28 protein-coding genes are annotated in these 24,959 nt (G+C 65.7%); 15 read left to right on the top strand and 13 right to left on the bottom strand.

Features of this window, described 5'->3' with window-relative positions; genetic code table 11:
- The first annotated feature begins 65 nt into the window (after positions 1 to 65).
- Positions 66 to 224 carry a hypothetical protein gene (locus ACSQ3E_RS22230; protein ID WP_436124351.1) on the top strand — a complete coding sequence of 53 codons (159 nt, stop codon included), beginning with the start codon at positions 66 to 68 and terminating at the stop codon, positions 222 to 224.
- A gap of 80 nt (positions 225 to 304) precedes the next feature.
- Here ACSQ3E_RS22230 and pepT read toward each other — a convergent pair whose 3' ends face one another.
- Positions 305 to 1,546, bottom strand: a complete 1,242-nt coding sequence (gene pepT / locus ACSQ3E_RS22225) for a peptidase T (RefSeq protein ID WP_436124350.1) — start codon at positions 1,544 to 1,546, stop codon at positions 305 to 307.
- A gap of 154 nt (positions 1,547 to 1,700) precedes the next feature.
- Positions 1,701 to 2,654, bottom strand: a complete 954-nt coding sequence (locus tag ACSQ3E_RS22220; RefSeq protein WP_436124349.1) for an alpha/beta fold hydrolase — start codon at positions 2,652 to 2,654, stop codon at positions 1,701 to 1,703.
- A gap of 110 nt (positions 2,655 to 2,764) precedes the next feature.
- On the opposite strand from ACSQ3E_RS22220, the gene ACSQ3E_RS22215 reads away from it, so the two are divergent.
- The gene (locus ACSQ3E_RS22215) at positions 2,765 to 3,781 is read left to right on the top strand and encodes a GlxA family transcriptional regulator (protein WP_436124348.1); all 1,017 of its coding nucleotides are present in this window, start codon (positions 2,765 to 2,767) and stop codon (positions 3,779 to 3,781) included.
- On the opposite strand, the gene ACSQ3E_RS22210 is transcribed toward ACSQ3E_RS22215, so the two are convergent.
- The 3 genes from ACSQ3E_RS22210 to ACSQ3E_RS22200 form a co-directional block, all read right to left on the bottom strand.
- Entirely contained in the window at positions 3,778 to 4,536 is a 759-nt protein-coding gene (locus ACSQ3E_RS22210) for a DUF4239 domain-containing protein (protein WP_436124347.1), read from the bottom strand. The two genes, ACSQ3E_RS22215 and ACSQ3E_RS22210, sit on opposite strands and share 4 nt — an antisense overlap.
- Positions 4,537 to 4,823: 287 nt before the next feature.
- On the bottom strand, positions 4,824 to 5,066 hold the full coding sequence (locus ACSQ3E_RS22205) for a DUF1127 domain-containing protein (protein WP_310325830.1): 243 nt from the start codon (positions 5,064 to 5,066) through the stop codon (positions 4,824 to 4,826).
- A 140-nt stretch (positions 5,067 to 5,206) separates the two neighbouring features.
- Positions 5,207 to 5,665, bottom strand: coding sequence for a carboxymuconolactone decarboxylase family protein (locus ACSQ3E_RS22200; protein WP_436124346.1), 459 nt, complete (start codon positions 5,663 to 5,665; stop codon positions 5,207 to 5,209).
- A 127-nt stretch (positions 5,666 to 5,792) separates the two neighbouring features.
- Here ACSQ3E_RS22200 and ACSQ3E_RS22195 point away from each other — a divergent pair, with 127 nt between their 5' ends.
- Positions 5,793 to 6,665 (top strand): sigma-70 family RNA polymerase sigma factor, encoded by an 873-nt coding sequence (locus tag ACSQ3E_RS22195; protein ID WP_436124345.1) that lies wholly within the window; start codon positions 5,793 to 5,795, stop codon positions 6,663 to 6,665.
- Here ACSQ3E_RS22195 and ACSQ3E_RS22190 read toward each other — a convergent pair.
- Positions 6,662 to 7,549 (bottom strand): LysR family transcriptional regulator, encoded by an 888-nt coding sequence (locus ACSQ3E_RS22190; protein WP_436124344.1) that lies wholly within the window; start codon positions 7,547 to 7,549, stop codon positions 6,662 to 6,664. The two genes, ACSQ3E_RS22195 and ACSQ3E_RS22190, sit on opposite strands and share 4 nt — an antisense overlap.
- A gap of 130 nt (positions 7,550 to 7,679) precedes the next feature.
- On the opposite strand from ACSQ3E_RS22190, the gene ACSQ3E_RS22185 reads away from it, so the two are divergent.
- From ACSQ3E_RS22185 to ACSQ3E_RS22165, 5 genes are all read left to right on the top strand, one after another.
- Positions 7,680 to 8,138 (top strand): DMT family transporter, encoded by a 459-nt coding sequence (locus ACSQ3E_RS22185; RefSeq protein ID WP_436124343.1) that lies wholly within the window; start codon positions 7,680 to 7,682, stop codon positions 8,136 to 8,138.
- Positions 8,139 to 8,140: 2 nt separating this feature from the next.
- Positions 8,141 to 8,578, top strand: coding sequence for a DMT family transporter (locus tag ACSQ3E_RS22180; RefSeq protein WP_436124342.1), 438 nt, complete (start codon positions 8,141 to 8,143; stop codon positions 8,576 to 8,578).
- Positions 8,579 to 8,736: 158 nt separating this feature from the next.
- The gene (locus tag ACSQ3E_RS22175; RefSeq protein WP_436124341.1) at positions 8,737 to 10,176 is read left to right on the top strand and encodes an FAD-binding oxidoreductase; all 1,440 of its coding nucleotides are present in this window, start codon (positions 8,737 to 8,739) and stop codon (positions 10,174 to 10,176) included.
- Between the two features lie 207 nt (positions 10,177 to 10,383).
- A complete protein-coding gene (locus ACSQ3E_RS22170; RefSeq protein ID WP_067955913.1) occupies positions 10,384 to 10,725 on the top strand; it encodes an ArsR/SmtB family transcription factor in 342 nt (113 codons plus the stop codon).
- A gap of 20 nt (positions 10,726 to 10,745) precedes the next feature.
- Positions 10,746 to 11,234 carry an SRPBCC family protein gene (locus tag ACSQ3E_RS22165; protein ID WP_436124340.1) on the top strand — a complete coding sequence of 163 codons (489 nt, stop codon included), beginning with the start codon at positions 10,746 to 10,748 and terminating at the stop codon, positions 11,232 to 11,234.
- A gap of 87 nt (positions 11,235 to 11,321) precedes the next feature.
- Here the strand turns inward: ACSQ3E_RS22165 and ACSQ3E_RS22160 are convergent, their stop codons facing one another.
- The gene (locus ACSQ3E_RS22160; RefSeq protein ID WP_436124339.1) at positions 11,322 to 11,636 is read right to left on the bottom strand and encodes a hypothetical protein; all 315 of its coding nucleotides are present in this window, start codon (positions 11,634 to 11,636) and stop codon (positions 11,322 to 11,324) included.
- Between the two features lie 66 nt (positions 11,637 to 11,702).
- On the bottom strand, positions 11,703 to 12,605 hold the full coding sequence (locus ACSQ3E_RS22155) for a LysR family transcriptional regulator (RefSeq protein ID WP_436124338.1): 903 nt from the start codon (positions 12,603 to 12,605) through the stop codon (positions 11,703 to 11,705).
- A gap of 136 nt (positions 12,606 to 12,741) precedes the next feature.
- Between ACSQ3E_RS22155 and ACSQ3E_RS22150 the strand changes: the two genes are divergently transcribed.
- The 7 genes from ACSQ3E_RS22150 (at position 12,742) to ACSQ3E_RS22120 (ending at position 19,107) form a co-directional block, all read left to right on the top strand.
- Positions 12,742 to 13,923 carry an MFS transporter gene (locus ACSQ3E_RS22150; protein WP_310325803.1) on the top strand — a complete coding sequence of 394 codons (1,182 nt, stop codon included), beginning with the start codon at positions 12,742 to 12,744 and terminating at the stop codon, positions 13,921 to 13,923.
- A gap of 109 nt (positions 13,924 to 14,032) precedes the next feature.
- A complete protein-coding gene (locus ACSQ3E_RS22145) occupies positions 14,033 to 14,866 on the top strand; it encodes an aldo/keto reductase (protein ID WP_310325801.1) in 834 nt (277 codons plus the stop codon).
- A 211-nt stretch (positions 14,867 to 15,077) separates the two neighbouring features.
- Complete coding sequence (locus ACSQ3E_RS22140) at positions 15,078 to 15,518, top strand: glyoxalase superfamily protein (protein WP_436124337.1); 441 nt, start codon at positions 15,078 to 15,080, stop codon at positions 15,516 to 15,518.
- A 496-nt stretch (positions 15,519 to 16,014) separates the two neighbouring features.
- Entirely contained in the window at positions 16,015 to 16,776 is a 762-nt protein-coding gene (locus tag ACSQ3E_RS22135) for an ABC transporter substrate-binding protein (protein WP_310325797.1), read from the top strand.
- 79 nt (positions 16,777 to 16,855) lie between these two features.
- On the top strand, positions 16,856 to 17,533 hold the full coding sequence (locus tag ACSQ3E_RS22130; protein ID WP_310325795.1) for an amino acid ABC transporter permease: 678 nt from the start codon (positions 16,856 to 16,858) through the stop codon (positions 17,531 to 17,533).
- Between the two features lie 27 nt (positions 17,534 to 17,560).
- A complete protein-coding gene (locus ACSQ3E_RS22125; RefSeq protein WP_310325792.1) occupies positions 17,561 to 18,691 on the top strand; it encodes an aminotransferase class V-fold PLP-dependent enzyme in 1,131 nt (376 codons plus the stop codon).
- Between the two features lie 65 nt (positions 18,692 to 18,756).
- Positions 18,757 to 19,107: a potassium channel family protein gene (locus ACSQ3E_RS22120; RefSeq protein WP_310325790.1), complete on the top strand. Its 351-nt coding sequence runs from the start codon at positions 18,757 to 18,759 to the stop codon at positions 19,105 to 19,107.
- Positions 19,108 to 19,113: 6 nt separating this feature from the next.
- Here the strand turns inward: ACSQ3E_RS22120 and ACSQ3E_RS22115 are convergent, their stop codons facing one another.
- The 5 genes from ACSQ3E_RS22115 to ACSQ3E_RS22095 all read right to left on the bottom strand — a co-directional run bounded on the left by ACSQ3E_RS22115 (position 19,114) and on the right by ACSQ3E_RS22095 (position 24,891).
- Entirely contained in the window at positions 19,114 to 20,310 is a 1,197-nt protein-coding gene (locus ACSQ3E_RS22115) for a chloride channel protein (RefSeq protein WP_436124336.1), read from the bottom strand.
- Between the two features lie 8 nt (positions 20,311 to 20,318).
- Positions 20,319 to 21,866, bottom strand: a complete 1,548-nt coding sequence (locus ACSQ3E_RS22110; RefSeq protein WP_436124335.1) for a phospholipase D family protein — start codon at positions 21,864 to 21,866, stop codon at positions 20,319 to 20,321.
- A 178-nt stretch (positions 21,867 to 22,044) separates the two neighbouring features.
- Positions 22,045 to 22,860, bottom strand: coding sequence for an ABC transporter ATP-binding protein (locus tag ACSQ3E_RS22105; protein WP_436124334.1), 816 nt, complete (start codon positions 22,858 to 22,860; stop codon positions 22,045 to 22,047).
- Entirely contained in the window at positions 22,853 to 23,905 is a 1,053-nt protein-coding gene (locus ACSQ3E_RS22100; RefSeq protein WP_436124333.1) for a FecCD family ABC transporter permease, read from the bottom strand. The genes ACSQ3E_RS22105 and ACSQ3E_RS22100 overlap by 8 nt, the downstream gene beginning before the upstream one ends.
- A complete protein-coding gene (locus tag ACSQ3E_RS22095; protein ID WP_436124332.1) occupies positions 23,902 to 24,891 on the bottom strand; it encodes a FecCD family ABC transporter permease in 990 nt (329 codons plus the stop codon). Before ACSQ3E_RS22095 ends, ACSQ3E_RS22100 begins: the two co-directional genes overlap by 4 nt.
- Between the last annotated feature and the right edge of the window lie 68 nt (positions 24,892 to 24,959).

The raw sequence follows: 24,959 nt of genomic DNA, 5'->3' as shown, positions 1-24,959 counted from the left end.
ACGGTCGAGAAGTCTGGTGCAGTCTCCTTTTGGCCGTAGCGGTCATGCCCACCAGGGGGACCGTCATGAAATTCTCCATGCTCTCGGCAACGCCGCTCGGGAAAGCGTGCAAGGCCTTGTTCAAGTCCACTTCTTGGGACGACACTCCATCTTCAGTGGCGAGCTGGCCCGCTCACGGCCGCGAACTGATGACTGCTTTCGCCATCTGGCTTCCCGAAAGCTGACTATCTGCTTGCGGCCCCAATCGAGACAAGAACTCGCCACCGAGAGTCCGCGTCTGGCGCAGGCAAACTTGCCCCGCCCCCTACGCCCTCTCCTCCCACACCTTTGCCAGTTCCACGATCGTCTTTACCGCCTTTTCCATGTCCTGGCGGCTGACCCATTCGAGGGGGGAGTGGAAGGCGTGGCCGCCGGCGAAGATGTTGGGACAGGGCAGGCCCATGAAGGACAGGCGCGAGCCGTCGGTGCCGCCGCGGATGCTGCCGCGCACCGGTTCCATGCCGGCGCGGCGGACGGCCTCAAGGGCGTTTTCGACGATCTCGGGGTGGCGGTCGAGCACCACCTTCATGTTGCGGTACTGCTCCTTGACCGTGAAGGCATAGGACGAGCCGGGATAGGCCTTCATCACGTCCTTGACGATGTCTTCGAGCAGCTTTTCCTTGACCGCGAGGCCCGCCTCGGTGAAGTCGCGGACGATCAGGCTGAGCGAGGCCTTTTCCATCGAGCCCGACAGAGCGGTGGGATGGAGGAAGCCTTCGCGGCCTTCGGTGGTTTCGGGGGCCAGGTCCTTCGGCAGCCGGTCGACGATGGCACCGGCGATCTTGATGGCGTTTTCCATGCGGCCCTTGGCGAAGCCGGGATGGATGGCGACGCCCGAAATGGCGATCTCGACGCCGTCGGCCGAAAAGGTCTCGTCCTCGATGTGGCCGGCGGTCTCGCCGTCCATGGTGTAGGCGAATTTGGCGCCGAGCTTGGCGAAATCGACCTTGTCGACGCCACGGCCGATCTCCTCGTCGGCGGTGAACAGAAGCTTGACCGCACCGTGCTTGATGTCGGGATTGGCGATGAGGAACTGCGCCGCCGTCATGATCTCGGCGATGCCGGCCTTGTCGTCGGCGCCGAGCAGCGTCGTGCCATCTGTGGTGACGATGTCGTTGCCAATCTGGTTCTTGAGCTCGGGGTGCTCAGCGACGCGGATGACCTGCTGCGGGTCGCCGGTCAGCCGGATGTCGCCGCCGGCATAGTTGCGCAGGATCTGCGGCTTGACGTTGGTGCCGGTGAAATCGGGCGCGGTGTCCATGTGCGAGCAGAAGCAGATGACCGGCACCTGCTTGTCGGTGTTGGCCGGCACCGTGGCATAGACATAGCCGTGCTCGTCGAGATGGGCGTCGGTCAGGCCGATCGCCAGAAGCTCCTCGACGAGCAGGCGGCCGAGGTTCTTCTGCTTCTCGGTCGAGGGCTGGGTCGGCGAGCTGGCGTCGGACTGCGTGTCGATGACGACGTAGCGGAGGAAGCGGTCGAGCACGGTGTCGGTGGTGGCGGTCATGTCAGGCTCCAATGCATCGGCGATGCACTGCTATAGCCGCCCGGACGGGTGCCGTGAACGGGTTTCGCGCCTGCTACGGCCGCTGTCCGCGCGATCGACGCGGTCTGGCCCAAAGCGCCCGGCGGACCGGGCGCTCAGGGCGATGTGCCTCGCCTCAGCGTGCCGCGCTGTTCTTGACGATAGCCGGGATGACGATGCCCCAGTCGTCCTCGTGCAGCTCATGGCCGCCGCCGTCGATGACGAGATATGTCGAGCCGTTGACCGCATCAGTGATCGCCTTGCCGTGGACGATCTGGAAGATCGGGTCGGCGCTGCCGTGGATGACGGTAAGCGGCACGTTCAGGCCGGGAAGCTTGCCCTTCACTCCCTCGCCGCCGGTCAGCATGAAGTGGTTGGTGGCCGAGAGGTAGCCACCCGAGCGGTCGTGGTCGCGCTCGATGAAAGCGAGAGTCTTCGCCGCGTCATGCGAATGGGCGGTGCTTGCAATCACGCGGGCCTCGCCGGCGATGAAGCCGGTCGCCTGGGCGCGGTCCGACCAGTCGACGCTTTCGCCCGTCGCGGCATGCTCCATGTAAGCAGGGCTCGGCGGCGGCAGGTCGAGATCGAGGCCGATGGGCGTCGTCGACACCAGCGTCAGCGAGGCGACGCGGCCGGGCGCCGACAGCGCCAGGATCTGGGCGATCATGCCGCCCAGCGACATGCCGACGACATGGGCCTTGTCGATGCCATAGGCGTCGAGCACGGCGATGGCGTCTTGGGCCATTTCGTCCATCGAATAAGGCGGCTTGCCCGGCGCGAACTTGGTCGACAGACCGGTGTCGCGGTTGTCGTAGCGGATGACATAGCGGCCGCTGGCGGCGATCCGGCGGCAGAAGTCCTCCGGCCACCACAGCATCGAGGCCATGGCGCCCATGATCAGCAGCACGGGCGGCGCCGACGGGTCGCCAAAGGCCTCGGTGGCGATCTCGACGCCATTGGCGCGTACTGTCTTGGTGGTGGTCGTTTCGCTGGCCATCGCCTTGCTCCTGAGGGTTGCGCCAACGACGGCGATTGCTGCTGCGGAAAGCAGGAAGCGGCGCCGGCTGGTCGGGGTGGTGTGGTTTGACATTTCGGTCTCCTCGCGCCCGCTGGGCGGCTTGAACGGACACTAGGGACGTCGAAGCTGGCCCGCGAGAGCGATACTGGACAAAAACGAGGCATACGTGCCACTCATGGCACATGACCCAGCAAGCCGAACCTCTCCGCATCAGCCTGCTTGCCTTGCCGCAGACGACACCGGCGGCGGTGTACGGGCTGTTCGAGGTGCTGTCGGCGGTCGGCTCGATCTGGGACCGGCTGACCGGGCAGCAGACCAGGGCACGGCGCATCTCAGCCGAGATCGTGGCACGGCGCAAGGAGGCGTTCACCTGCGCCATCGGCACGCCGATCCAGCCGCATGCGACATTCGCCGATACCAAGAGCACCGACGTGGTGATCGTCACCGACCTGGCGCTGCCGCTCGACGGCGGCGCGGCTGGTGGCTGGGACCAGGAGATGGCCTGGGTGCGGGCGCAGCTTTCCGCTGGTGCCACGATCTGCTCGGTCTGCACCGGCTCGATCTTCCTCGCCGAGGCAGGGCTGCTCGACGGCAAGGACGCGGCCTCGCACTGGATCGCCGCCGACATCTTCCGCGACAACTATCCTTTGGTGCGGTTCCGGCCTGAGCGGATCGTCTGCGACATGGATCCCGAGGGACGGCTGATCACCACCGGCGGCGCGTCGTCATGGGAAGACCTCGCGCTGCACCTGATCGCGCGCTACAGCGGCAGGGAGGAAGCGGCGCGCATCGCAAAAGTGTTCCTGCTTGGCGACCGCAGCGACGGCCAGCTGCCCTTCGCCACAATGGCGAAGCCAAGGCGCCACGAGGATGCGGCGATCGGCGACTGCCAGGTCTGGATCGCCGACAATTACGCCGCCGCCAACCCGGTGACGCGCATGGTCGCCGAAAGCGGCCTGCCCGAGCGTACCTTCAAGCGCCGCTTCAAGGCGGCGACCGGCTACACGCCCGTCGACTATGTCCAAAGCCTGCGTATCGAGGAGGCCAAGCAGATGCTGGAGGCCACCACTGAGGCGACAGACGCCATTGCGGAGACCGTCGGCTACGAGGACCCGGCGTTCTTCCGCCGGCTGTTCCGGCGCCATACCGGCATTACGCCGGCGCAATACAGGCAGCGGTTTCGGATTCGGCCGGGCTAATTCTTCAACTCGGCCAGCGCCCGCTCCAGTGGGGCCGGCGAAACCTGGATCGGCCCGTCGAACGGCACGTCCATGTCGAGGACAAGGTAAAGCGACGCGGCGAGCAGCGCCGACGAGGCGATGAAGGTGGTCACAACGACGGCGTTTCTCGGCGCGCGGAAGCCGAAGCTGGCAAACACCAGCACAAGCCAGGCGACCAGCATGACGATCAAAAGCCGTGGGATCGTGCCTTCCGATCGTTCGATCAGGGTCCAGCGCAGTTCGATCACCTTTTGCAGATTTTGGCGCGCGTCCTGCCATAGCACCGTCTGTTCGGCGTTGACCGGCTTGAGATTGCGCAGCCGGCTGCCGATTTCGCCGATCAGCCGTTCGGACAGCTTGTTGGCGACGGTCGCTGGCTCGTTGCTGGGTCTCGTCTCGTTGTCGACGATGCGCTGGACATAGGCGATGAGCGGCTGGCGCGCGTCTTCGGCTTCGGAGCCATAGTCGCGCAGCGCGCGGTCGAGCAGGATCAGCTGAGTGGCGTAATCATGCACATTGTGGTCGATCTGCTCGAAGGTGTTCCGGGCCGAATTGAGCATCAGGCCCATGACCAGCGAGGTCATGACCACGAAGATGTTGGCGACAAGTCTGACCACCCCGGTGGTGTCGTCCTGGCGATGCCGGGTCGGCAACCTCTCATGCGTCAGCATGCTGCCAAGCGAGGCCACGACAAGGCAGACAAAGATCAATATCGCGATCTGGGCTTCGCGCATCGTCGCCGTCCCTCGGTTGAACAGCCCCAGCCGAGGGTGAATTCAATTCGCAGGCAAGGCAAGAGGACCGCGCCGTAGTTGAAAACGCTGGCGCACGCTTGAGAGCGGTCAATGGCCGTACGACGACGATGTCTGGGTCCCGCGGCCACCGCTTTCCTCCAGTGCCAGCGATGCCACACGTGGTTCGGAAGAGGTGGTGCGCTTCAAGAGGTAGCGTAGCGGGATCACCGTCGCGGGATGGCAGCCAATTGCCACCACCCGTGACGTGTTGCCTGCGACGGTCGGTACTAGCGCATCGATTGCAGTTTGGTCATGAGGCCGGCCTCGACCTCGAGGCTGGCAATGTCATCGACGACAGGATAGCCGATGTCCTTCAGCTGCTCCGGGCTGAGGTTGGCGATGATCCGCCGGCTCTGGGCGCGGCGGTACCACGCCTCGATCGCGGTGATGAGGCGTGTGGTGGCCTGGAGGAAACGGATCGTCGGGTTTGTCGTCTGCTGTCTGTGGCTGGAATGCACTGAGTAAGCCATCTCGGCCTCCCGTCTACTGACATGACCGGGCAAGCTTGCCATGCAGGCGTGAGCACAACGTATCAGGCGCGTGAACGAGACGTCAGAACGGGAAGGCGCTGCCCCTGGCGGAAGGGGCAGCGCCTTGGCCTGGTATCAGGTCAGTTCCAGGCGGCGCCCGCGACCTGCCGCACCGCGGCATTGAGGCGGTTCCAGACATTGATCGCCGCGATGCAGAGAAGCAGCGCCGAGATCGCCTTCTCGTCATAGTGGCGGGTGGCTTCTTCCCAGACGTCGTCGGACACCGGGTCGGACTTGTCGGCGATGCGGGTAACGGCTTCGGTCAGTGCCAGCGCGGCGCGCTCGGCCGGCGTGAACCATGGCGTGTCGCGCCAGGCGGCAACGGCGAAGATGCGGTCGTCCTTTTCGCCGAGCTTCCTGAGTTCGAGCGAATGCATGTGCACGCAGACGCTGCAGCTGTTGATCTGGCTGGCACGCAGGTGAACCAGCTTGCGCGTCACCTCGGACAGGCCGTCCTTCTCGGTCGCCTTGTTGAGCGCAAACAGCGCCTGCATGGCATCGGGAAGCAGGATGGCGGGGTTGGTCATACGAGCTTGCATGGGAGTCTTCCTTGTCGGGTTCGGGTCCATTCGATCTTGACGGCGCCTGCCCCGCGACAGTCTCTGTCACATCGGCCGGGATTCGTTCGTCATGGCCTTGACGGAACAGCAGCAGGGAATGTGACCGATGAACGAAGAAATTTTTCTGGCCGATCGATTTGCCGCCAATCGCGGCCATTTGCGCGCCGTGGCCTATCGCATGCTGGGCTCGGCCAGCGAGGCCGAGGACGCCGTGCAGGAGGCCTGGCTGCGCCTGGCGCGCACTGACGCGCAGGAGATCGACAATCTCTCGGGCTGGCTGACGACCGTGGTGGCGCGCGTCTGCCTCGACATGCTGCGCCAGCGCAAGTCGCGGCGCGAAGAACAGCTCGAAACCGAAGGGCCCGACGAAGTTGCCGACGAAACCCCTGCCGTCGATCCCGAGCGCGAGCTGGCGATGGCCGATGCCGTCGGCCTGGCTCTGCTGGTGGTGCTGGAGAAGCTGGCGCCGGCCGAGCGTATCGCCTTTGTGCTGCACGACATGTTCGACCTGTCCTTCGACGACATCGCGCCGATCGTCGAGCGCACGCCGGTCGCGGCAAGGCAGCTGGCGAGCCGGGCCCGGCGCCGGGTCCAGGGCAGCGACGAGGCGCATGCGCCCGACCGGACGCGCCAGCGCCAGGTTGTCGACGCGTTTCTCGCCGCATCGCGCGGCGGCGATTTCGCCGGTCTGCTGGCCGTGCTCGACCCCAACGTGGTGTTCCGCGCCGACGCTGTCGCCGCCCGGCTGGGCGCGGTGGCCGAGCTGCGGGGTGCACAGGCCGTGGCGCAAAGCTTCAAGGGCCGGGCGCAGGGCGCGCTGCCAGCACTTGTCGATGGCGCGATCGGCCTGCTGGTCGCACCGATGGGCAAGCTCCGCGTCGTGCTGATGCTCAAGCTCGACGGCGACAGGATCGTCGGCATCGACGCCGTCGCTGATCCGGACCGGCTGGCGCAGCTGGACGTGGCTTTGCTCGACTAGCCGGCGAACAGCCGTTCGGCCAGGAAGTCGACGAAGACGCGTGTCTTGGGTGCGAGGTAGGGGCCGGCAGGCCAGAGCGCGCGCATGACGCCGCAATTGTCGAGGAAGGGCTCGAGCACAGGCACCAGCGTCGCGTCAGCGATCTGGTGCCTGACGGCATAGTCGGGCAGGCAGGCAATGCCGAAGCCCTGCATCGCCAGGTGGATGCGCGCCTCAACGGTGCTGGCGATCGCCGCCACCGGCAGGTCGAGATCCAGCAACGTCCCTTCGCACAACAAGGGCCATGACTCCAGCTTGCCGGTGACCGGATGGCGGTGGTGCAGGCAGGCGTGGGCGAGAAGCTGTTCCGGCGTGTCCGGCACGCCGGAGCGGGCGAGATAGGCCGGCGAAGCAACGAGCAGATGGCGGAAGTCGCCGAGCTTGCGGCTCATCAGCCTGGAATCGGCGGCCTTGCCGGTGCGGATCACGACGTCGAAGCCTTCCTCGATGACATCGACGAGCCGGTCGGTGAAATCGAGTTCCAGCCGGACTTCGGACCAGGCGCGCATGAAATCGGCAAGGACAGGCAGGAACAAGGTGCCGGCGACGGGCAGGCTGACGCGCAGCGGCCCACGCGGCGCGGCGCGCGCTTGCGACAACTCCTCTTCGGCCGCCTCGAACTCGCCGGCGATGCGACGGCAGCGCTCGAGGAACAGGCTGCCTTCGGCGGTGAGCGTGATGCTCCTGGTACTTCGGTGAAACAGGCGCACGCCCAGCCTGTCCTCCAGCCGCGCCACCGCCTTGCCGACGGCGGATGCGGAAATGCCGAGCTGGCGGCCAGCAACGACAAAGCTGCGCGTTTCCGCCGCCTGCATGAAGACGTTGAGCGCGCCAAGCCCGTCCATCAATTGCTCCTGCTCATTGCGGACATCCGCATCCGGAATGTACGGAATTGTAGCCAGATTTTCTTGTCGCCGCAGGAGGCTATTTTCAAGCCGGGCAGGTTTTGCAGGCGCGACATGGAGCACAGACAGGATGATCGGACGTTCGGCGGATTGGCTTTCGGCATTGGCGGCGGGCGCGCTGCTGGCAGTGATGATTGCCTGCAACGGCCTGCTGGCCAATCACAGCGCGCCAATTTTTGCCTCATGGGTGGCGCACGGAACAGGAGCTGCCGCCGCCCTGCTGCTTGTCGCCGGATGGTCACGGATCTTCGGGCATAGGCAAACCATACCGCAACAGAAGGGACCGGCCTGGGCCTATCTCGGCGGCGTGCCCGGAGCGCTGACCGTGGTGCTGGCGGCGGTCACCACCAACGGCCCGCTGGCGCTGTCCGGCACCATCGCCTTCATGCTGGTCGGGCAAGTGTTCTTCGGCATGGCCGTCGACCGGACCGGCCTGTTTGGCATGGCCAGGCGCCGCCTCACCGGCGCCGACCTGAGGGCAGCAGGACTGGTGCTTGCCGGCAGCATCCTGCTCGTGGCAGGCGGCTGATGATGGCGGGCCACATCCTGCTTGCGGTGCTCAACGGCCTGCTGATCGGGCTCAGCCGCTCGCTCAACGGACGGCTCGGCATGGCCGTCGGCCCAATGCGGGCCTCGTGGTGGAACCACCTTGTCGGCTTTGCCTTCCTGTCCGCGGCCCTTGCCGTGACCGGTGGCTGGCAGTTGCACAGCGCTGTCGAGGCACCTCCCACGGCCTGGCTGGGCGGCCTGTTCGGCGCGCTGTTCGTGGCGGCCAACAGCCTGGTGATGCCACGCCTTGGCACATTGCGGACGGCTGTACTGGTCATCTGCGGCCAGATGGTGACAGGTCTCGCCGTCGACTGGCTGGTCGCCGGCAAGACACCTGGCTGGACGCAGTTCGCCGGCATAACGCTGATCCTGCTCGGCACCTTCAGCGCCCGCCGGGCGGGACACCGAAACGGGAAATAGGCCGCCGGCAAGGCATGCAACCGGATAACGGTTACCGACAGCACCCATCACATTCCCGCAACAAGGGCACTCTTGCCCTTGCTGCCGTCGGATCGCGGGCGCAGAATTGGCACGCACGGCGGATGAGGAGGCCTTTTCTCTTACCGGAGGAAAGCTCCATGAACGACCTGAATCTCACGACCCTTGACGGGGGGCTGGCGACGGTGAGCGCGCCTGTCCTCGATGCCTTCGCGGCAAGCCTGCGCGGCCAAGTGCTGAACGCCGGCGATGCCGGCTATGACGAGGCCCGCACCGTCTGGAACGCCATGATCGACCGCCGCCCCGGCCTCGTCGTGCGCTGCATCGGCGCCAGCGACGTCATCGCCGCGGTCAAGTTCGCGCGCGACAACAAGCTGCTGGTTTCGGTGCGCGGCGGCGGCCACAACATCGCCGGCAGTGCGGTGTGCGACGGCGGCCTGATGATCGATCTTTCCCAGATGAAGTCGGTTCGCGTCGACAGGGTGGCGCGGCGGGCCTGGGTCGAACCGGGCGCGATCCTCGCCGATGTCGACAAGGAGACGCAGGCGTTCGGCCTTGCGGTGCCGACCGGCATCAACTCGACGACAGGCATATCGGGGTTGACGCTGGGCGGCGGCTTCGGCTGGACGACACGCAAGCTCGGCCTGACTATCGACAATTTGCTGTCCGCGGACGTGGTGACGGCGGATGGCGAACTGGTGCGGGCAAGCACCGCCGAGCATCCTGACCTGTTCTGGGCGATACGCGGCGGCGGCGGCAATTTCGGCGTCGTCACCGCCTTCGAATTCAAGCTGCACAAGCTGGGTCCGCAGGTGCTGTCCGGGCTGGTCGTGCATCCTTTCGACGAGGCCAAGTCGGTGCTTCGACAATATCGCGAGGCGCTTGAGGACGCTCCCGACGAGCTGACTTGCTGGACCGTCATGCGTCAGGCGCCGCCGCTGCCGTTCCTGCCGGCGCAATGGCATGGCAAGGAGGTGCTGGTGCTGGCGATGTGCTGGTGCGGCGAGCTCGAAGCCGGCGAGAAGGCGACCGCCACCCTGCGCGGCATCGGCCAGCCGATCGTCGACGTGGTCGGGCCGAACCCGTTCGCCGGATGGCAGATGGCATTCGATCCGCTGCTTGCGCCCGGCGCCCGCAACTACTGGAAGAGCCACGACTTCATCGAGCTGGAAGATACCACCATCGACCTGCTCGACACCGCGATCCGAGCCTTGCCGGGGCCGGAATGCGAGATCTTCGTCGGCCATGTCGGCGGCGCTGCCGGAAGGGTCGCGACCGATGCGACGGCTTTCCCGCAGCGCAACTCGCATTTCGTCATGAACGTGCATGCGCGCTGGCGCGAGGCGTCAATGGACAAGGCCTGCATCGCCTGGGCTCGCAACATCTATGAGGCGACACGGCCGCAGGCTGTCGGCACCGCCTACATCAACTTCATGCCGGCAGACGAGGCCGACCGCGTCGAGGCGGCCTATGGCGCCAACTACAGCAGGCTGCTCGAGGTGAAGCGCAAATACGACCCCGACAACATGTTCCGCATGAACCAGAACGTTCACGCCAAGAAAACGCGCAAGGCGGCGTGACGGGCTTCTCCCTGTGGTGAGGAGCCACAAGGGAGGAGGTGAGCAACGTCGGGCGGTCGTGCTGGGCGAAGAACCCCCACCCTGTATCCCTCCCCACAAGGGGGAGGGAGCCGGCGGAATTGCGCCAGCGCAGGGCGGACCGCTCCAAGCTTGACGGGTCTCGGCATTCTATATTACCTTTCAGTTATAGAATGAGAGAACACCGTCATGACGCCGTCCGAACGCCTCGACGCGACCTTCACCGCACTGGCCGATCCGACGCGCCGGGCGATCCTGGCACGGCTGATGACGGGCGAGGTTTCGGTGATGGAGCTGGCCGAGCCTTTCGCCATGAGCCAGCCAGCGATTTCAAAACATCTCAAGGTGCTGGAGCGCGCCGGGCTGATCTCGCGCGGCCGCGACGCCCAGCGCAGGCCATGCCGCATCGAGGGCGAAGCGCTGGCAGAGGTGACCGGCTGGCTCGACGAGTACCGCAAGGTCTGGGAGGGCAACTACAAGCGCCTGGATGCGCTGCTCGCCGACCTGCAGGCGAACCAGGGCAAGGCCTGAGCGCTAGGGGAGGAACGACGATGAGCCACCGACTGGAAGTGACAACGCCGAGCGACCGCGAAATCGCCATGACGCGTGTCTTCGACGCCCCGCGCGAACTGGTGTTCGACTGCTGGACGATACCGGCGTTGCTGAAACGCTGGATGACCGGGCCTGATGGCTGGTCGTTCGCGGTCTGCAACATCGACCTGCGCGTCGACGGCCAGTACCGTTTCGTCTGGCGCCATGAAGACGGCCGCGACATGGGCATGACCGGGACTTACCGCGAGATCATCAGGCCGGAAAGGATCGTCAGCGTCGAGCTGTTCGACATGGACTGGACCGACGGCGAGGCGCGCTCGACCCTGGTGTTGATCGAAAAGGATGGCCGCACGATTTCGGTCAACACCGTGCTCTACAGCTCGCGCGAAGCGAGGAACGGCGCGATCGCCATCGGCATGGCCAAGGGCGTCGAGGCCGGATACGACAGGCTCGACGGCGTGCTGGCCGAGCAGGTGGCGGCGAGTTAATACGGGCCCGCTCTGAGCCTTGGTCAGTCGGACGGCTCATCCTTCGACAACCCATCCTTCGACAAGCTCAGGATGAGGGAGAGCCGCTCATCGGCAGACGCGGCGATAGATGTTGCCGTAGAGCTCGATCTGGCAGTTCGACTTCATCACCGGAATCTCGGGGCGCTGGATCTGCGGTATCACGATCTGCCGGTCCTGTTCGCGCAGGCGCTGTTGCTCGGCCTGGAAGTCGGCGCGGCCCTGTTGGCTTTGCAGGATCTGCAACTCGTTGATGCGGCCTTCGCGGGCAAGCTGGTTTTTGTCGGGCTGGCCCGGCAGATCGATGGCATGCGCCTGCATCGCGCCGGCAAGCAGAACGCTCGCCACGATCAGAGCCCGTTTCAATCCTGCCATCTTCGTCATCGACACATTCCCGCGCGAAAACCGCGCCTACCGAAGGTAGTGCGCATATCCGCCGAAACAATGGCGTCAGCCGGTACGCGTCTTGTCAGCGAGGAAATCGATGAAGGCGCGGATGCGCGCGGCAAGGTGGCCGTGGCCGGCAAACACCGCGTGGATCATCTCGATGTCCTCGGGATTGTAGTCTTCCAGCACCGGCACCAGCGTGCCGGCGTCGATATCGGCCTGGACCTGAAAGCGGCCGCTGCGGATCAGGCCGACGCCGTCGAGGCAGAGCCGGCGCAGGCTTGGGCCGTTGTTGGCGAGCAGGTTGCCGCCGATGCGCTGGGCGAAGGTCTCACCGGTCGCCGGATCGCGAAACATCCATTCGTCGCGGTTGCGCAGGAAATTGAAGCGCAGGCAATTGTGGCCAGCAAGATCGGCCGGCTTTTCCGGCACGCCGTGCCTTTCCAGATAGGCGGGCGATGCGACGACGACGCGGCGGATCTCCAGGATCTTGCGCGCCTTGAGCGATGAATCGCGCAACTTGCCGGAACGGATGGCGACGTCGGCGCGCTCTTCGTAAAGATCGATGACGCTGTCGGTCAGCGACAGGTCGAGCTCGACCTCAGGGTAAAGCGCCAGGAACTCAGCCACGTGCGGCACGACATGGCTGGCGCCGAAGGCTACCGAGGCGCTGACCCGGAGCAGGCCGCGAGGCACGGCATTGGCGCCGCCGGCGACGATACGCTCGGCCTCCTCGATCTCGCCAAGGATGCGGCTCGCGCGCTCGAGATAGACCTCGCCTTCCGGGGTCAATTGCAGGCTGCGCGTCGAGCGCACGACGAGGCGGGTGCCCAGCCGATCCTCGATGCGGGTGATCAGCTTGCTGACCGCCGACGGAGACAGGCCCAGCTGCCGGCCTGCGGCCGAGAAACTCTTGAGCGAGACGGCCCGGACGAAGACCTCCATCTCACCCGCGCGATTGTCCATGGCTGACCTCTTGTGAATCAAATTCACAAGCATTGGTCCATCATCACACATTATTGCGCAAGTGCCCTTGCCCCATATGCAACCACGGATCAACCGCGGCCCAAGCCGCCCATTCAACTCGGGAACGGTGCACGACATGCCCCTAGCCATTTTCGCGCTCACCATCGCGGCCTACGCGATCGGCACGACCGAATTCGTCATCGTCGGGCTGTTGCCAACGGTGGCGCAGGATCTTCACATCACACTACCGCTCGCCGGCCTGATCGTCAGCGTCTACGCACTGGGCGTGACCTTCGGCGCGCCGGTGTTGACGGCGCTCACCGGCAGGATCGAGCGCAAGCCGCTGCTGCTCGGGCTGATGGCGCTGTTCGTCGTCGGCAACACGGCAGCCGCGCTGAGCCCCAGCTACGAGCTGCTGCTCGTTGCGCGCGTGCTGTCGGCCTTTGCGCACGGCGTGTTCTTCTCGGTCGGCGCGACGATCGCCGCTGACCTGGTGCCGGAAAACCGCCGTGCCTCGGCGATCGCCATGATGTTCATGGGCCTGACGGTGGCGATCGTCACCGGCGTGCCGCTCGGCACCTTCATCGGCCAGACCTTCGGCTGGCGCGCCACCTTCTGGGGCGTTTCGCTGCTCGGCGTCATTGCCTTCATCGGCATCGCCGCCCTGCTGCCTTCGAACCTGCACAAGGCAGCGCCTTCCAGCCTGCTCGACCAGGTCCGCGTGCTCGGCTCCGGCCGGCTGCTGCTGGTGTTCGCGATGACGGCGCTCGGTTATGGCGGCACCTTCGTCACCTTTACCTATCTTGCCTCGATCCTCGAACAGGTCACCGGCTTCCAGGCCTCCAGCGTCAGCTTGATCCTGGTGCTCTACGGCCTGGCCATTGCTATCGGCAACATTGCCGGCGGCCGTATCGCCGACCGCAACCCGGTCAAGGCACTGACCGTGCTGTTTGCGCTGCAGGCTGTAGTGCTGGTGCTGTTTTCCTTCACCGCACTTTCGCCGCTGTGGACGCTGGTGACGCTTGCTGCACTCGGTTTCCTGTCCTTCGCCAATGTTCCGGGCCTGCAGCTTTATGTCGTGCAACTGGCCAAGGAGCATCGACCCGGCGCCGTCGATGTCGCCTCGGCGCTGAACATCGCCTCGTTCAATCTCGGCATCGCACTTGGCGCCTGGATCGGCGGCATGGTGGTCGCCTCCTCGCTCGGCCTCGGCGCCACGCCATGGGTGGGTGCCGTGCTGGTGGCTGGGGCATTTGTGCTGACCGTGTGGAGCGGCGCGTTGGACCGGCGCCAGGAACCGCTGTGCCAGCCGGCTTAGAATGCCGGCTTACGATGATTGACCGGCATCAACGCCGACCTACCTAAAGGGCGGAGCCATCCGCCCGAATTTCCTCCCCCGCCCCCAATTTCCTATCAAGGAGAACATCATGAAATTCGTTACCGCCAATGGCGCGACCATTCCTGCCCTAGGCTTCGGTACCTTCCGCATGCCCGGCGCAGAAGTCCTCGGGGTGGTGCCCGACGCGATCAAGCAAGGCTTCCGCCACATCGACACCGCCCAGATCTATGGCAACGAGGCCGAAGTCGGCCAGGCGATCGCCAACTCGGGCGTGGCGCGTTCGGACATTTTCCTGACCACCAAGGTCTGGGTCGACAAATACCAGCGCGATGCCTTCGTGAAGTCGGTCGACGACAGCCTGAAGAAGCTTCGCACCGACCATGTCGACCTTCTGCTGCTGCATTGGCCGAACGACGCTGTACCGCTGGCCGAGCAGATCGGCGCGCTGAACGAGGTGCAAAAGGCTGGCAAGGTGCGCCACATCGGCGTCAGCAATTTCAACACCACGCTGATGGCCGAGGCGGTGAAGCTGAGCGACGCTCCTCTGGTCACCAACCAGATCGAATACCACCCCTATCTCGACCAGACCGCGGTGCTCGAAGCGGCGCGCAAGGCCGGCATGTCAGTGACCGCCTACTACGCCATGGCCGACGGCAAGGTGATCTCCGATCCCGTTCTGAAAGCGATTGGAGCCAGCCACGGCAAGACGGCGGCGCAAGCGGTGCTGCGTTGGCTGGTGCAGCAGGACGGCGTCGTGACGCTGACCAAGACGGCAACGCTGTCGCGCCTGCCCGAGAATTTCGACATCTTCGATTTCGAGCTGTCGGCAGACGAGATGGCCGCTGTCCACGCCTTGGCCACGCCTGGTGGGCGCATCGTCAGCCCCGGCGGGCTGGCGCCGGTGTGGGACAAGGCCGCCTGATCTGGCCTCCGGCGCGCCCTCATTGACGGCGCGCCTTGTTCTTCCTATCTGAGGGCGGTCAAGGGCGGGGAGCCCCTGCCGCCCGCAGCCGCAAGGCCCCGGTGAAGCTTCCCTTTGAAAATTTCGTTTCCCTGTCGATGCGGCGGCCGAAGCGGCAATGCGGGCTCCCGACTTTCACCACGCCGTTCGCGCATCGCGAAGGAGCGAAACCATGACCACAGGTCACGACTACAAAACCAATGCCCGCAGGCTGCGCGACGCGCTGGCCGGCGAAGGTATCGCCATCAGCCACGCCAAGGCACTTGAACTCGTCGCCCGTCAGGAAGGCGTGCGCGACTGGAACACCCTGGCCGCGCGTCCCAACGACACCAAGGCCGAAGAGGCCGCCGGTGGCGTACCCTTCGCCGTCGGCGAGACGGTGTCGGGTACTTTCAACGGCAACCCCGCCAAGGGTCGTGTCATCGGCCTCGAGGAGACGATCAAGCCAGATCTCTGGCGTGTCACCGTCGCCTTCAATCCGCCGGTGGACGTGTCGACGTCGAAGCTGTTTTCGTCGGAGCGACGCCGCATCCAGATGGTCGTCGGCGCCGACGGCCGGTCACGCCGGCTGACCGGCACCGAAACGGGTGTGATGGCGCTCAGCCGCGCCTGACCCACATACCCTCTCCGCACTCAAGCGGCCGTGGATCGTCAACGCGATCCGCGGCCGTTTTCGTTTGAGTCGGGGCGCGAGTGGCCGCGCCGCTTCGACGCTGGGTCACCCCCAGGCACCCTGACAACAACCATCTGGACAAATTTAAATGCAAATGCAAATATCTTGCTGAGGAGGACGGAGGAGGCACAAGGGTAGGATCGAGATTTCGCGCTCGCACATCGGCAACGATGGCGTACACGAAACACTTACCAGGAACCCTCGTACGCAAACGAAGCAAGCCACAGACCGCCAGATTCAGAGGCAGCCAACATGGCGAGCCACGGAAAGTGCGACTGTGCCGGTGGCGGACAGGATCCGTCGCTCGCCATATGCCCATGCATACTTACAGGCTTGAAGCAGCGGCATGTGACCGGCGACTGGATCGCCTGTCATCGTCGATCGATCAAAGGGAGGAAGAAAATTGGCATTCTCTAAACTAGCGGCCGGTATGGCCATGGCATTTGCCCTCGCGCTCTCGGCACCGGCCGGCGCCCAGGAAAAGCTCGTCGTCGGCGCCTACCCGGCCAATCCGCCATGGGAGTTCAAGACCGAAAGCGGCAGCTTCGAAGGCTTTGAAATCGACGTCGCAACCGAGGTCGCCAAGCGCCTCGGCCGGCCGGTTGAGTTCCAAGACATGGGCTTCCAGGCGCTGTTCGCTGCGTCAAGCTCGGGCCGCATCGATTTCGCCGTGTCGTCGATCTCGGTCAACAACGAGCGCCTGCAGAACCAGTCCTTCACCCAACCCTATTTTGACGGCGACGGCACGGTCATCGGCCGCGAGGCGTCCGACATTACCGGCCTCGACGGCCTGAAGGGCAAGGTCATCGGCGTCGTCGCCGGCACCACGGGCGAAGCCTGGGCCAAGGAAAACACCGAGAAGCTCGGCCTCGCCGAAGTGCGCAGCTACAATGCCCAGCAGGACCTGCTGCTCGACATCCAGGCCCAGCGCGTGGACGGCGGCGCCGGCGAGCTGGCCGGCTTCCAGTATGCCATGACCAAAACGCCGGGCTTCAAGGTGCTGGTGCGCATCCCGACCGGCGAGCGCTTCGCCATGATGGCGCGCAAGGACCACCCTGCCATCGTTGCCGCCAACGACGCCGTCTCGGCGATGAAGGCCGACGGGACGATGGCGACGATCCACAAGAAGTGGTTCGGCGTGGAACCGGACGCGGGCACCAGCACGACGACCGCGATGCCGCTGCCAAAGGCCGAGTGAGCCAACGGCTCCACCCGCCAACCGTTGAAACGACGCTGCGGCCGCCCGAGGCCGCGGCGTCCTGCGCCCGGACCTCGCCATGGACCTGATCACCACCTTCTTCAACTGGGACATACTGGTCCGCAGTTTTCCGATGCTTATGCGCGGCATTGGCAACACCATCCTTCTCGGTATCGCCAGCATCATCTTTGGCGGCGCGGCCGGGCTGCTCGTCTGCCTGATGCGGCTCTATGGGCCGAAGCCGGTGCGCTACTTCGCCATCGCCTATGTCGATTTCCTCAGGGCAATGCCAATCCTGGTGCTGCTGATACTGATCTATTATGCGCTGCCGTTTGTCGGCATCCGCTTCTCGTCCTTCACCGCAGCGACGCTGGCCTTGTCGCTGGTGCTTTCGGCCTTCACTGCCGAGGTCTGCCGCGCCGGTATCGAAAACGTGCCAAAGGGCCAGTTCGAGGCGGCCTCGGCGCTCGGCATCGGCTTCTGGACGACGATGCGCACGGTGATACTGCCCCAGGCGCTGCGCGTCATCATCCCGCCGCTGACCAGCAACTGCGTCTCGATCTTCAAGGACACCGCGCTCGCCTCGGTCGTCGCCATGCCCGACCTGTTGAAGCAGGCGACCGACGCCCAGGCGCTGATGGCCAACCCGACACCGCTGATCGGTGCCGCCGCACTCTATCTCGTCTTCCTGCTGCCGCTGGTCAGGCTGGTGAGCTTTCTCGAGGAACGCGGCAAGCGCCAGATGACGGCGCGATGAGCCAGTAACAATACGGAATTCCGCACGATGACGACGCCAGACGGCTCCGCCTACTTCCTCTACCACTCGATCGGCATGTATCCCGGCAAGGCCGAGGCCATGGCGGCGGGGCTGTCCGAATTCGCCGCCAGCTGGGGCGCCTTCGACGACGGCCAGTGGATGCGGGCACTCGGCAAGCGCCAGCGTTTCATCGACCTGTGGAGCGACCTGATCGGCGCGCCAAAGGGCACGCTGACCTCGGCCGAAAACGTCACCACGGCACTTTACAGCCTGATCGGCGCACTGCCCCGGCACCATCTTGCCGGTCGCCGCGTGCTGGTGACGGCGGATTGCTTCCCGAGCCTGCACTTTTTGCTCGCCGGGCTTGCGCCGCGCTTCGGCTTCACGCTCGACACTGTGTCCATGCGCGAGGGCGAAAGCTGGGTGCATGACAACGATGTCATCGCACAATGGGGCGAAGATGTCGGCCTGGCGCTTTTGACCCAGGTGACGTCGACCGCCTCGCACCGCTGCGACCTCGACCGGCTGGTGGCCCATGGTCGCAAGATGGGCAGCCTCGTCGGCGTCGACATCACCCAGGGCGTCGGCCTGATCCCGTTCAAGGTCGACGCTCCGGTTGTCGATTTCACCGTGTCGACGAGCCTGAAATGGCTCTGCGGCACGCCGGGCGCCGGCATCATCCATGTCGCCGAACCGTTGCTCAGGGAATGCCGGCCGGAATTGCGCGGCTGGTTCAGCCAGGACAACATCTTCTCCTGGGACCTCGACGCCTTCGCCTATGCGCCCGACGCCCGACGCTTCGACCATGGCACGCCCTCAGTGCTTGCCTGCATCGGCTCGGTGCCGGCGCTGGAATGGCATGCGGCACAGGACAAGGCAGTACTGCTCGCTCATAATCGTAAGCTCGGTGCTGCGATCATCGCGCGGGCCGACGAGATGGGCCTGGCGCTTGCCAGCCCGCGCGACGACCAGCGGCGCGGCGGCAGCATCATGCTGCACCTGCCGGCCGAGACCGACACTGCAACGGTCGTCAACGGCCTGCGCGAACGTGGTGTCTTCACCGATTGCCGTGGCCGCATCCTGCGCCTGTCGCCCGGCACCATCACGACGGAGGCCGGCATCGAGCTGCTGCTCGCCGGGCTGGGCGCGCTGCTGTAGCCGGCCGTCGCACTGGACGGAAGCCAGTCGTCTTGCTTTGATGCCCGCCTGGGCGGAGGCAAGCGATGGACGGGCACCCCAAGAAGCACCACGCCGTATGGCATCTGACCTCGCTTGTGCGTGGCATGCGCGATGCTTTTGCCGATCCGCAGGTCCGGACCCTGCTGGTCGTTACCTCGACGCTTGTCGCCGCGGCGTCCGTCTTCTACGTCTGGATCGAAGGCTGGAGCTATCTCGACGCGATCTACTTCTCGGTCATGACGCTCGCCACTGTCGGCTATGGCGATCTTGCGCCGCGCACGGCACTCGGCAAGCTCTTCACCATCTTCTTCGCCCTGGTCGGCATCGGCCTGTTCGTGGTGCTGTGCTCGTCGGTCGCCAAGCAGATCATCTTCCGCGTCACCGACGACGACTAGCTTGCCCTAGTGGGCTTCCGGCTTCGGCGCGATCAGGCTGCCGGCATAGCCGCACAGGGCGCCGACGCAGATCGGCCCGAACAACGAGCTGTCGACAACGAAGAGCATAATCAGCACCGCCGCGATCGGCCGCCCCAGCCCGGCAGTCGCTGCGCCGCTCATGCCGGCGGCGATGGCGACCGACGGGTGGATGCCAGGCGCCACGGCGAGCACTGACGCTCCGGCGGCGGCGCCCGAAAAGATCAGCGGGAAGATCGCCCCGCCCAGCCAGCCCGTCGACAGGCACAGCACGGCGGCCAACACCTTGAGCAGGCCGAGCAGCAGCAAGGTGGCCATGCCGGCAGCGGCCGCCCATTCGAGCATCGTGCCGATCTCGTGATGGCCGGAGAAGCGGAGAATCGGCAGCAGCGCCGCGAGGAGCCCGAAGGCAACGCCACCGACGATAGGTTGCCAGAAGGCCTGCGGGACAAAGCGCTGGACCAGGCCTTTCATCGCCGGCAACGCAAACAGGAAGGCGACGCCGACCGCTGCCCCCAGCAACGCGGGCACGACAGCGAGCAAAAGGTCACTGCCATCTCCCGGCTGCGCATAGGCAGGCAGCGCGATGCGGTGGAAACCGCCTGCAAGCAGCAGTCGGCCGGCAAAGAGGAAGCCAAGCAATCCGCACAGGCCGGCAAGCAGCAGCAAGGCGCGCGGCGCCTCCGGCTTGTCGTCGGCATAGGCGGCACCGCCGAGCGGCGAGCCATAGAAGCCGGAGAGCGCGCCGGCGGCACCGGCCTCGCCGATGATCCGCGCATCGGCATGGCTGCGGCCGAGGAAAATGGCGATCGCCGCCGTGAGCTCGGCCACCACGGCCAAGAGCCCTGCCTCGGGCCCGACCGCCCCGCCGAAAGCCACCGCGATCACGGCGGCGAGGCCGACGAGCAGCGCCTTGCGGCGGTGGATGTGGATGGGATCGCGCAGCGCCGCGATCTGCTCGTCGACGCTGTCGGTCGCGCCGAGATACCTGGTGACGCCGATCAGCGCACCACCTGCCATCGCCACCGCGAGAATGTACCAACTGGATTCACCGACGGACCAGACGAGTGCGCTGGCACGCTGCATCAACCAGAGCATGACTGCCGCGGCAACGCCCGCCAGCAGGCCGACCCCGCCGGCAAGAAGCCCGAGCCTGATCATCTGCGTCTTCGACAGCGACGTCATCCTGCCTCCTAGAGCATCCATTCGATGGGCAGCCAGCCGAGCACGACGACCAACGCGCGCTTGACCACGCTGCTGTGCGGGTCGGACGTGAAGCTTTGCGGCGCCTCGCCGGGGCGGTTTGCCGTCCATGACAGCTCGCCTTGCGGCGTCAGCGACACGGTGTAGGCATCGTCAGGGATCCGGCTGTCGAATGCGCCCGAAATCGTCTGCGCCATGGCCGGGCTGTCGATGAGGAAGCCCATCTCGCAGTTGAGCAGCGCCGAGCGGGGATCGAAGTTGAACGAACCGATGAAGATCCTGTCGCCATCGACCGAGAAGGTCTTGGCATGCAGGCTGGCGCCGGAGGAGCCGATGACGTTGAGCTCGGCATCGCCGTCGGGCGCGCCTTCGACAGGCCTGAGCTCGTAGAGCTTCACGCCGCCCTCGAGCAGGTCGCGCCGGTACTTGGCGTAGCCGGCATGGACCATGGCGACATCGGTCGTCTCCAGCGCGTTGGTGAGGATGCGCACCTGGGCGCCTGCCCCGGCGAGGCCGTCGAAGTACGCCGTGCCAGCCTTGCCTGGGACGAAATAGGCAGACACCAGATCGAGGCCCTTGCTGACCGGGCCGATCACCTTGGCCAGTTGGGCGATCATCAGCTGGTCCCTGGTCGCCTTGCCCTCGCCTTTCGTCGGATCGTCGACGACCAGCTTGACGTCGACCCATTCGAGCCCGAGCGCCCCGCTGCGCAGCCGCTTGTAGACGGGTGCGTCCGGGGTGACGAATTCGGCCGCCTCGGGCCGTGCCGCTGCCTCGTCCGTCTCGGCCAGGAATGCCGCGAGATTGGCCGCGGACATGTCGAGGATGGTGTCGGCGGCAAACACCGAGGCGCTGTTCCAGTAGCGGTCGAAGGCAGCGGACGTGTCCTGCACGACAGGGCCCGTGCCGAGCACGTCGAGGTCGAAATAGTAGGATTCGTCGCCGACCTTGAAATACTCGTTGCCGACGTTGCGCCCGCCGACGATGGCCGCCACGCCGTCGACGATGAACGACTTGTTGTGCATGCGCCGGTTCATGCGGAAGAAGTCGAAGGTGTAGCCGAGCATCTTGGGCCGGCGCACTGTCGACGGATTGAACAGCCGGATTTCGAAATTGGGCTGCGCGGCGAGCGTCGCCATTGTCCGGTCGAGTCCGGGGACGCCGTTGTCGTCGAGGAGCAGGCGCACCCTGACCCCGCGCTTCGACGCCTCGTAGAGCGTCCGCAGCAGCAGGCGGCCGGAGGTGTCGTCGTGCCAGATGTAATATTGCGCGTCGATCGAGCGCGTCGCGGCCGCCGCCAGCACGAGGCGGCTGGCGATGGCGTCATGGCCCCCGGCGATGGGCACCACGCCGCTCTTGCCGGGATTGGCGCTGCTGCCCTCGCTCGCCATCCGGCCCAGCATGCCCTCGGTGACCGCAGGCAGTGCAGTCTCGGCCGGGCGGCCTTCAATCGACGGCAAGGGAAACAGCATGCGGGCAACAAGAATGGCTGCAGCTGTCGCCAGAAGCAGGACAAGCACAGCCTTGATCACTCTCATGCGGCCAGTCCCTCGCCTCGTAACCGGATCATGCGCGCATCACGCAAACATCACCGCCAGTTAAAGCGCGCGCATGCCCCCGATGACAAGCCGTGCTTGCAACCACCGACGTGCCCGGCCTCCGGAACGGATTCGTCGGAAGGCGGCATTTGTTACCCGAGGGGCACGGAGTTTCGGCTCAGCCTTGCGGAGCTGCCCCGAAACGCGGCGACGAGTTGCGGATCGGGATGCACAGCGGGCGTTGGTGAACCGGATCCTCGATGACGCGGCAGCTGATACCGAAGACATTCTCGATCAGCGTTTCCTGCATCAGCTCCACCGGCACGCCGTCGGCGGCCAGGCTGCCGTCCTTCATGAACACCAGCCGGTCGGCATAACGCGCGGCTAGGTTGAGATCGTGCAGCACCAGGACGACGGTGCGGCCATGCTCGCGGTTGAGCCTGCTGACAAGATCGAGGCAATCGATCTGGTGGGCCATGTCGAGATGGTTGACCGGCTCGTCGAGGCAGATGATGTCGGTCTCCTGCGCCAGCACCATGGCGATCCAGACGCGCTGCAGCTGGCCACCCGACAGCGAACCTAGCCGGCGTTCGGCGAGGTGCGAGACGCCGGTGCCGAACATCGCCGCCTGGATGGCGTCGGCATCGGCAGCACTCCACGGCTGCAGCATGGTCTGGTGCGGGTAGCGGCCGAGCCGGACGAGTTCCTCGACGCTCATGTCGTCGGGCGCCGACGGGCTCTGCGCCAGAAGACCGATGTGGCGCGCCAGCTCCTTTTCCTTGAGGCCGGAGATCGGCAGGTCGCCGAGCCGTATTTCGCCCGACTTCGGCTGGTGCAGACGGCGAATGGCGCGCAGCAAGGTGGACTTGCCGCAACCGTTGGGCCCGGCGAGCACGGTGACCTTGCCCCTTGCGATGTCGAGGTCGACGGCGCTGACTGCGGTCGCCGCCCCATAAGCGATGGTGAGCGCCTGGACGCTGATGGCTTTATCCATTGGTGCTTCCCCTGCGCAGCACGAGGTAGAGGAAATAGGGCGTGCCGATGACCGCGGTGACGGTGCCGGCAGGCACCTCGGTCGGCGCGAACAGCACGCGTACGATGAGATCGGCGCCGATCAGCATGATGGCGCCCAAAAGAAAACTGGCGGCGATGCCGGCAAGCACCGGGCGGCCGACGATCAGCCGCGCCAGATGCGGCGCCATCAGGCCGATGAAGCCGACGCCGCCGGCGAAGGCGACGGCCAGCGCGGTCAAGGCGGAAGCCAGTGCGAAGACCAGGATGCGGAACACCGGCAGGTTGAGGCCGAGGCCACGCGCCGAGACCTCGTCGAGATCGGTCGGCGGCAGCCGCCGGGCCACCGCGACGACGCCCACCATGGCGATGGCAAGCCCGATGGCAACGACCTGGACCTCGCCCCAGTTGATCTCGTTGACCGCGCCGGCAAGCCAGCGGCTGGCCTGGGTAGTGCGGTAGATTGGCCCGACGATCATCAGAATCAAAGTCGCTGCCTTGCAGACAGCCCCCACGGCGATGCCGAACAGCAGGAGCCGCACCGCCGACGAGGCCTGCTGGCCGGAGAGCAGGAAGACGGCCGCAATGGCCAGGCTTGCGCCGATCATCGCCGCCACCGGCTGCCAAACGATCGAGGTGACGAGCGAATTGCTTTCGTCGGACAGCAGAGCCAGGAAGATGACAACGCCCAGGCCGGCACCGCCGATGACGCCAAGCACGCCGGGAGAAGCGAGCTCGTTGCGCGTGACTTTCTGCAAGAGGTAGCCGGCAACCGCCATGGCGCCGCCGGCGAGAGCGGCGATGGCAACGCGCGGCGCGCGCAGCTGCAGGACCACGACACGTTCACCGCGCGTGCCGTCGCCCATCAGGATCTCGACGATCCGGCGCGGGTCGATCCAAGTCGAGCCGAAGCCGATGCCGCACAACGTAAGCGCAACCGTGACCAGCGCAATGATGGCAACAGCAATCCAGGCGCGGCGGTTGATGCGAGCCAACGCCGGAGAAAGACGTGGTGCAAGAACGGTCATGCCGCGCGCCTCCTGAGCAGGACGAGAAGCAAACAGCCGCCGACGATCGCGGTGACCGCGCCGACCGGCGCTTCGCGCGGAAAGATGACGAAGCGTGCGACGATGTCGGCCAGCGTCGTGTAGACGGCGCCGACAAGGGCAGCGGCCACGATCTGCAGGCGATGCTCGAGACCGACAAGCGCGCGCGCCGCATGCGGCACGACGAGGCCGACGAACAGCACCGGCCCGGCCATGGCCACCGAGGCGCCGCTGAGCAACGCCACCGAAACGAAGCTCAGCCCGCGCACGACGCCGAGCGGCACGCCTAGGCCACGCGCCGTGGAATCGTCGGTTTGCAGGATGTCGAGCGAACGAGCGAGGTAGAAGGCGATGCCGCCGCCGATCAGCACAAAGGGCAGGCCGTTGAGCGCCAGTGTGAGTTTGCGGTCGGCGAATGAGCCTGCGAGCCAGAACAGCAGCTGGTCGAGCATCGTCTCGTTGACCGTCAGCACGACGTTGACGAAGCTGTCGAACAGGCCGGCGAAGGTGACGCCGACGAGCACGATCCTGAGCGGCGAGATGCCACCGGCAGCTGCAGCCAGGCCGAAGACGAGCAGGCTGGTGGCCAGCGCGCCGGCGGCGGCAGCCAGCGACAGGCCGGGCAACGAGGCCACGCCGAACAGCCCGCTCGCCATGACCACCGCGAAAGCGGCGCCGGCGTTGAGGCCAAGCGTGTCGGGCGAGGCGATGCGGTTGCGCGACAGGGTCTGGACCAGCACGCCGGCAATACCAAGAGCTGCGCCGACGAGCGGCGCCATCAGCGCCCGCGGCAGTCGGAGGTCGCGGATCACGACATGCGCTTCGCTGCCGTCAAATGCAGTTAGCGCCGCCCAGATTTCAGCGGGCGAATAGAGGCGATAGCCAATTGCCAGGCTTAGATACATCAGGATCAGCAGCAGCACCGCCAGCCCCAAAAAAAGCGCGTGCCGGCCGATGCGCCGAGGCACTCGGATGCTCGTGTTCGACGAAGCGAGGGGCACGCGGCAGCCTTAATATGAGCTTGACAGTCAGGGTT

Source organism: Aminobacter sp. LjRoot7, from assembly GCF_964252895.1.
In the GTDB taxonomy this organism is placed as follows: domain Bacteria; phylum Pseudomonadota; class Alphaproteobacteria; order Rhizobiales; family Rhizobiaceae; genus Aminobacter; species Aminobacter aminovorans_B.
Note: the sequence above shows the minus strand (reverse complement) of the source record. Positions and strands in the feature narration are given on the sequence as shown.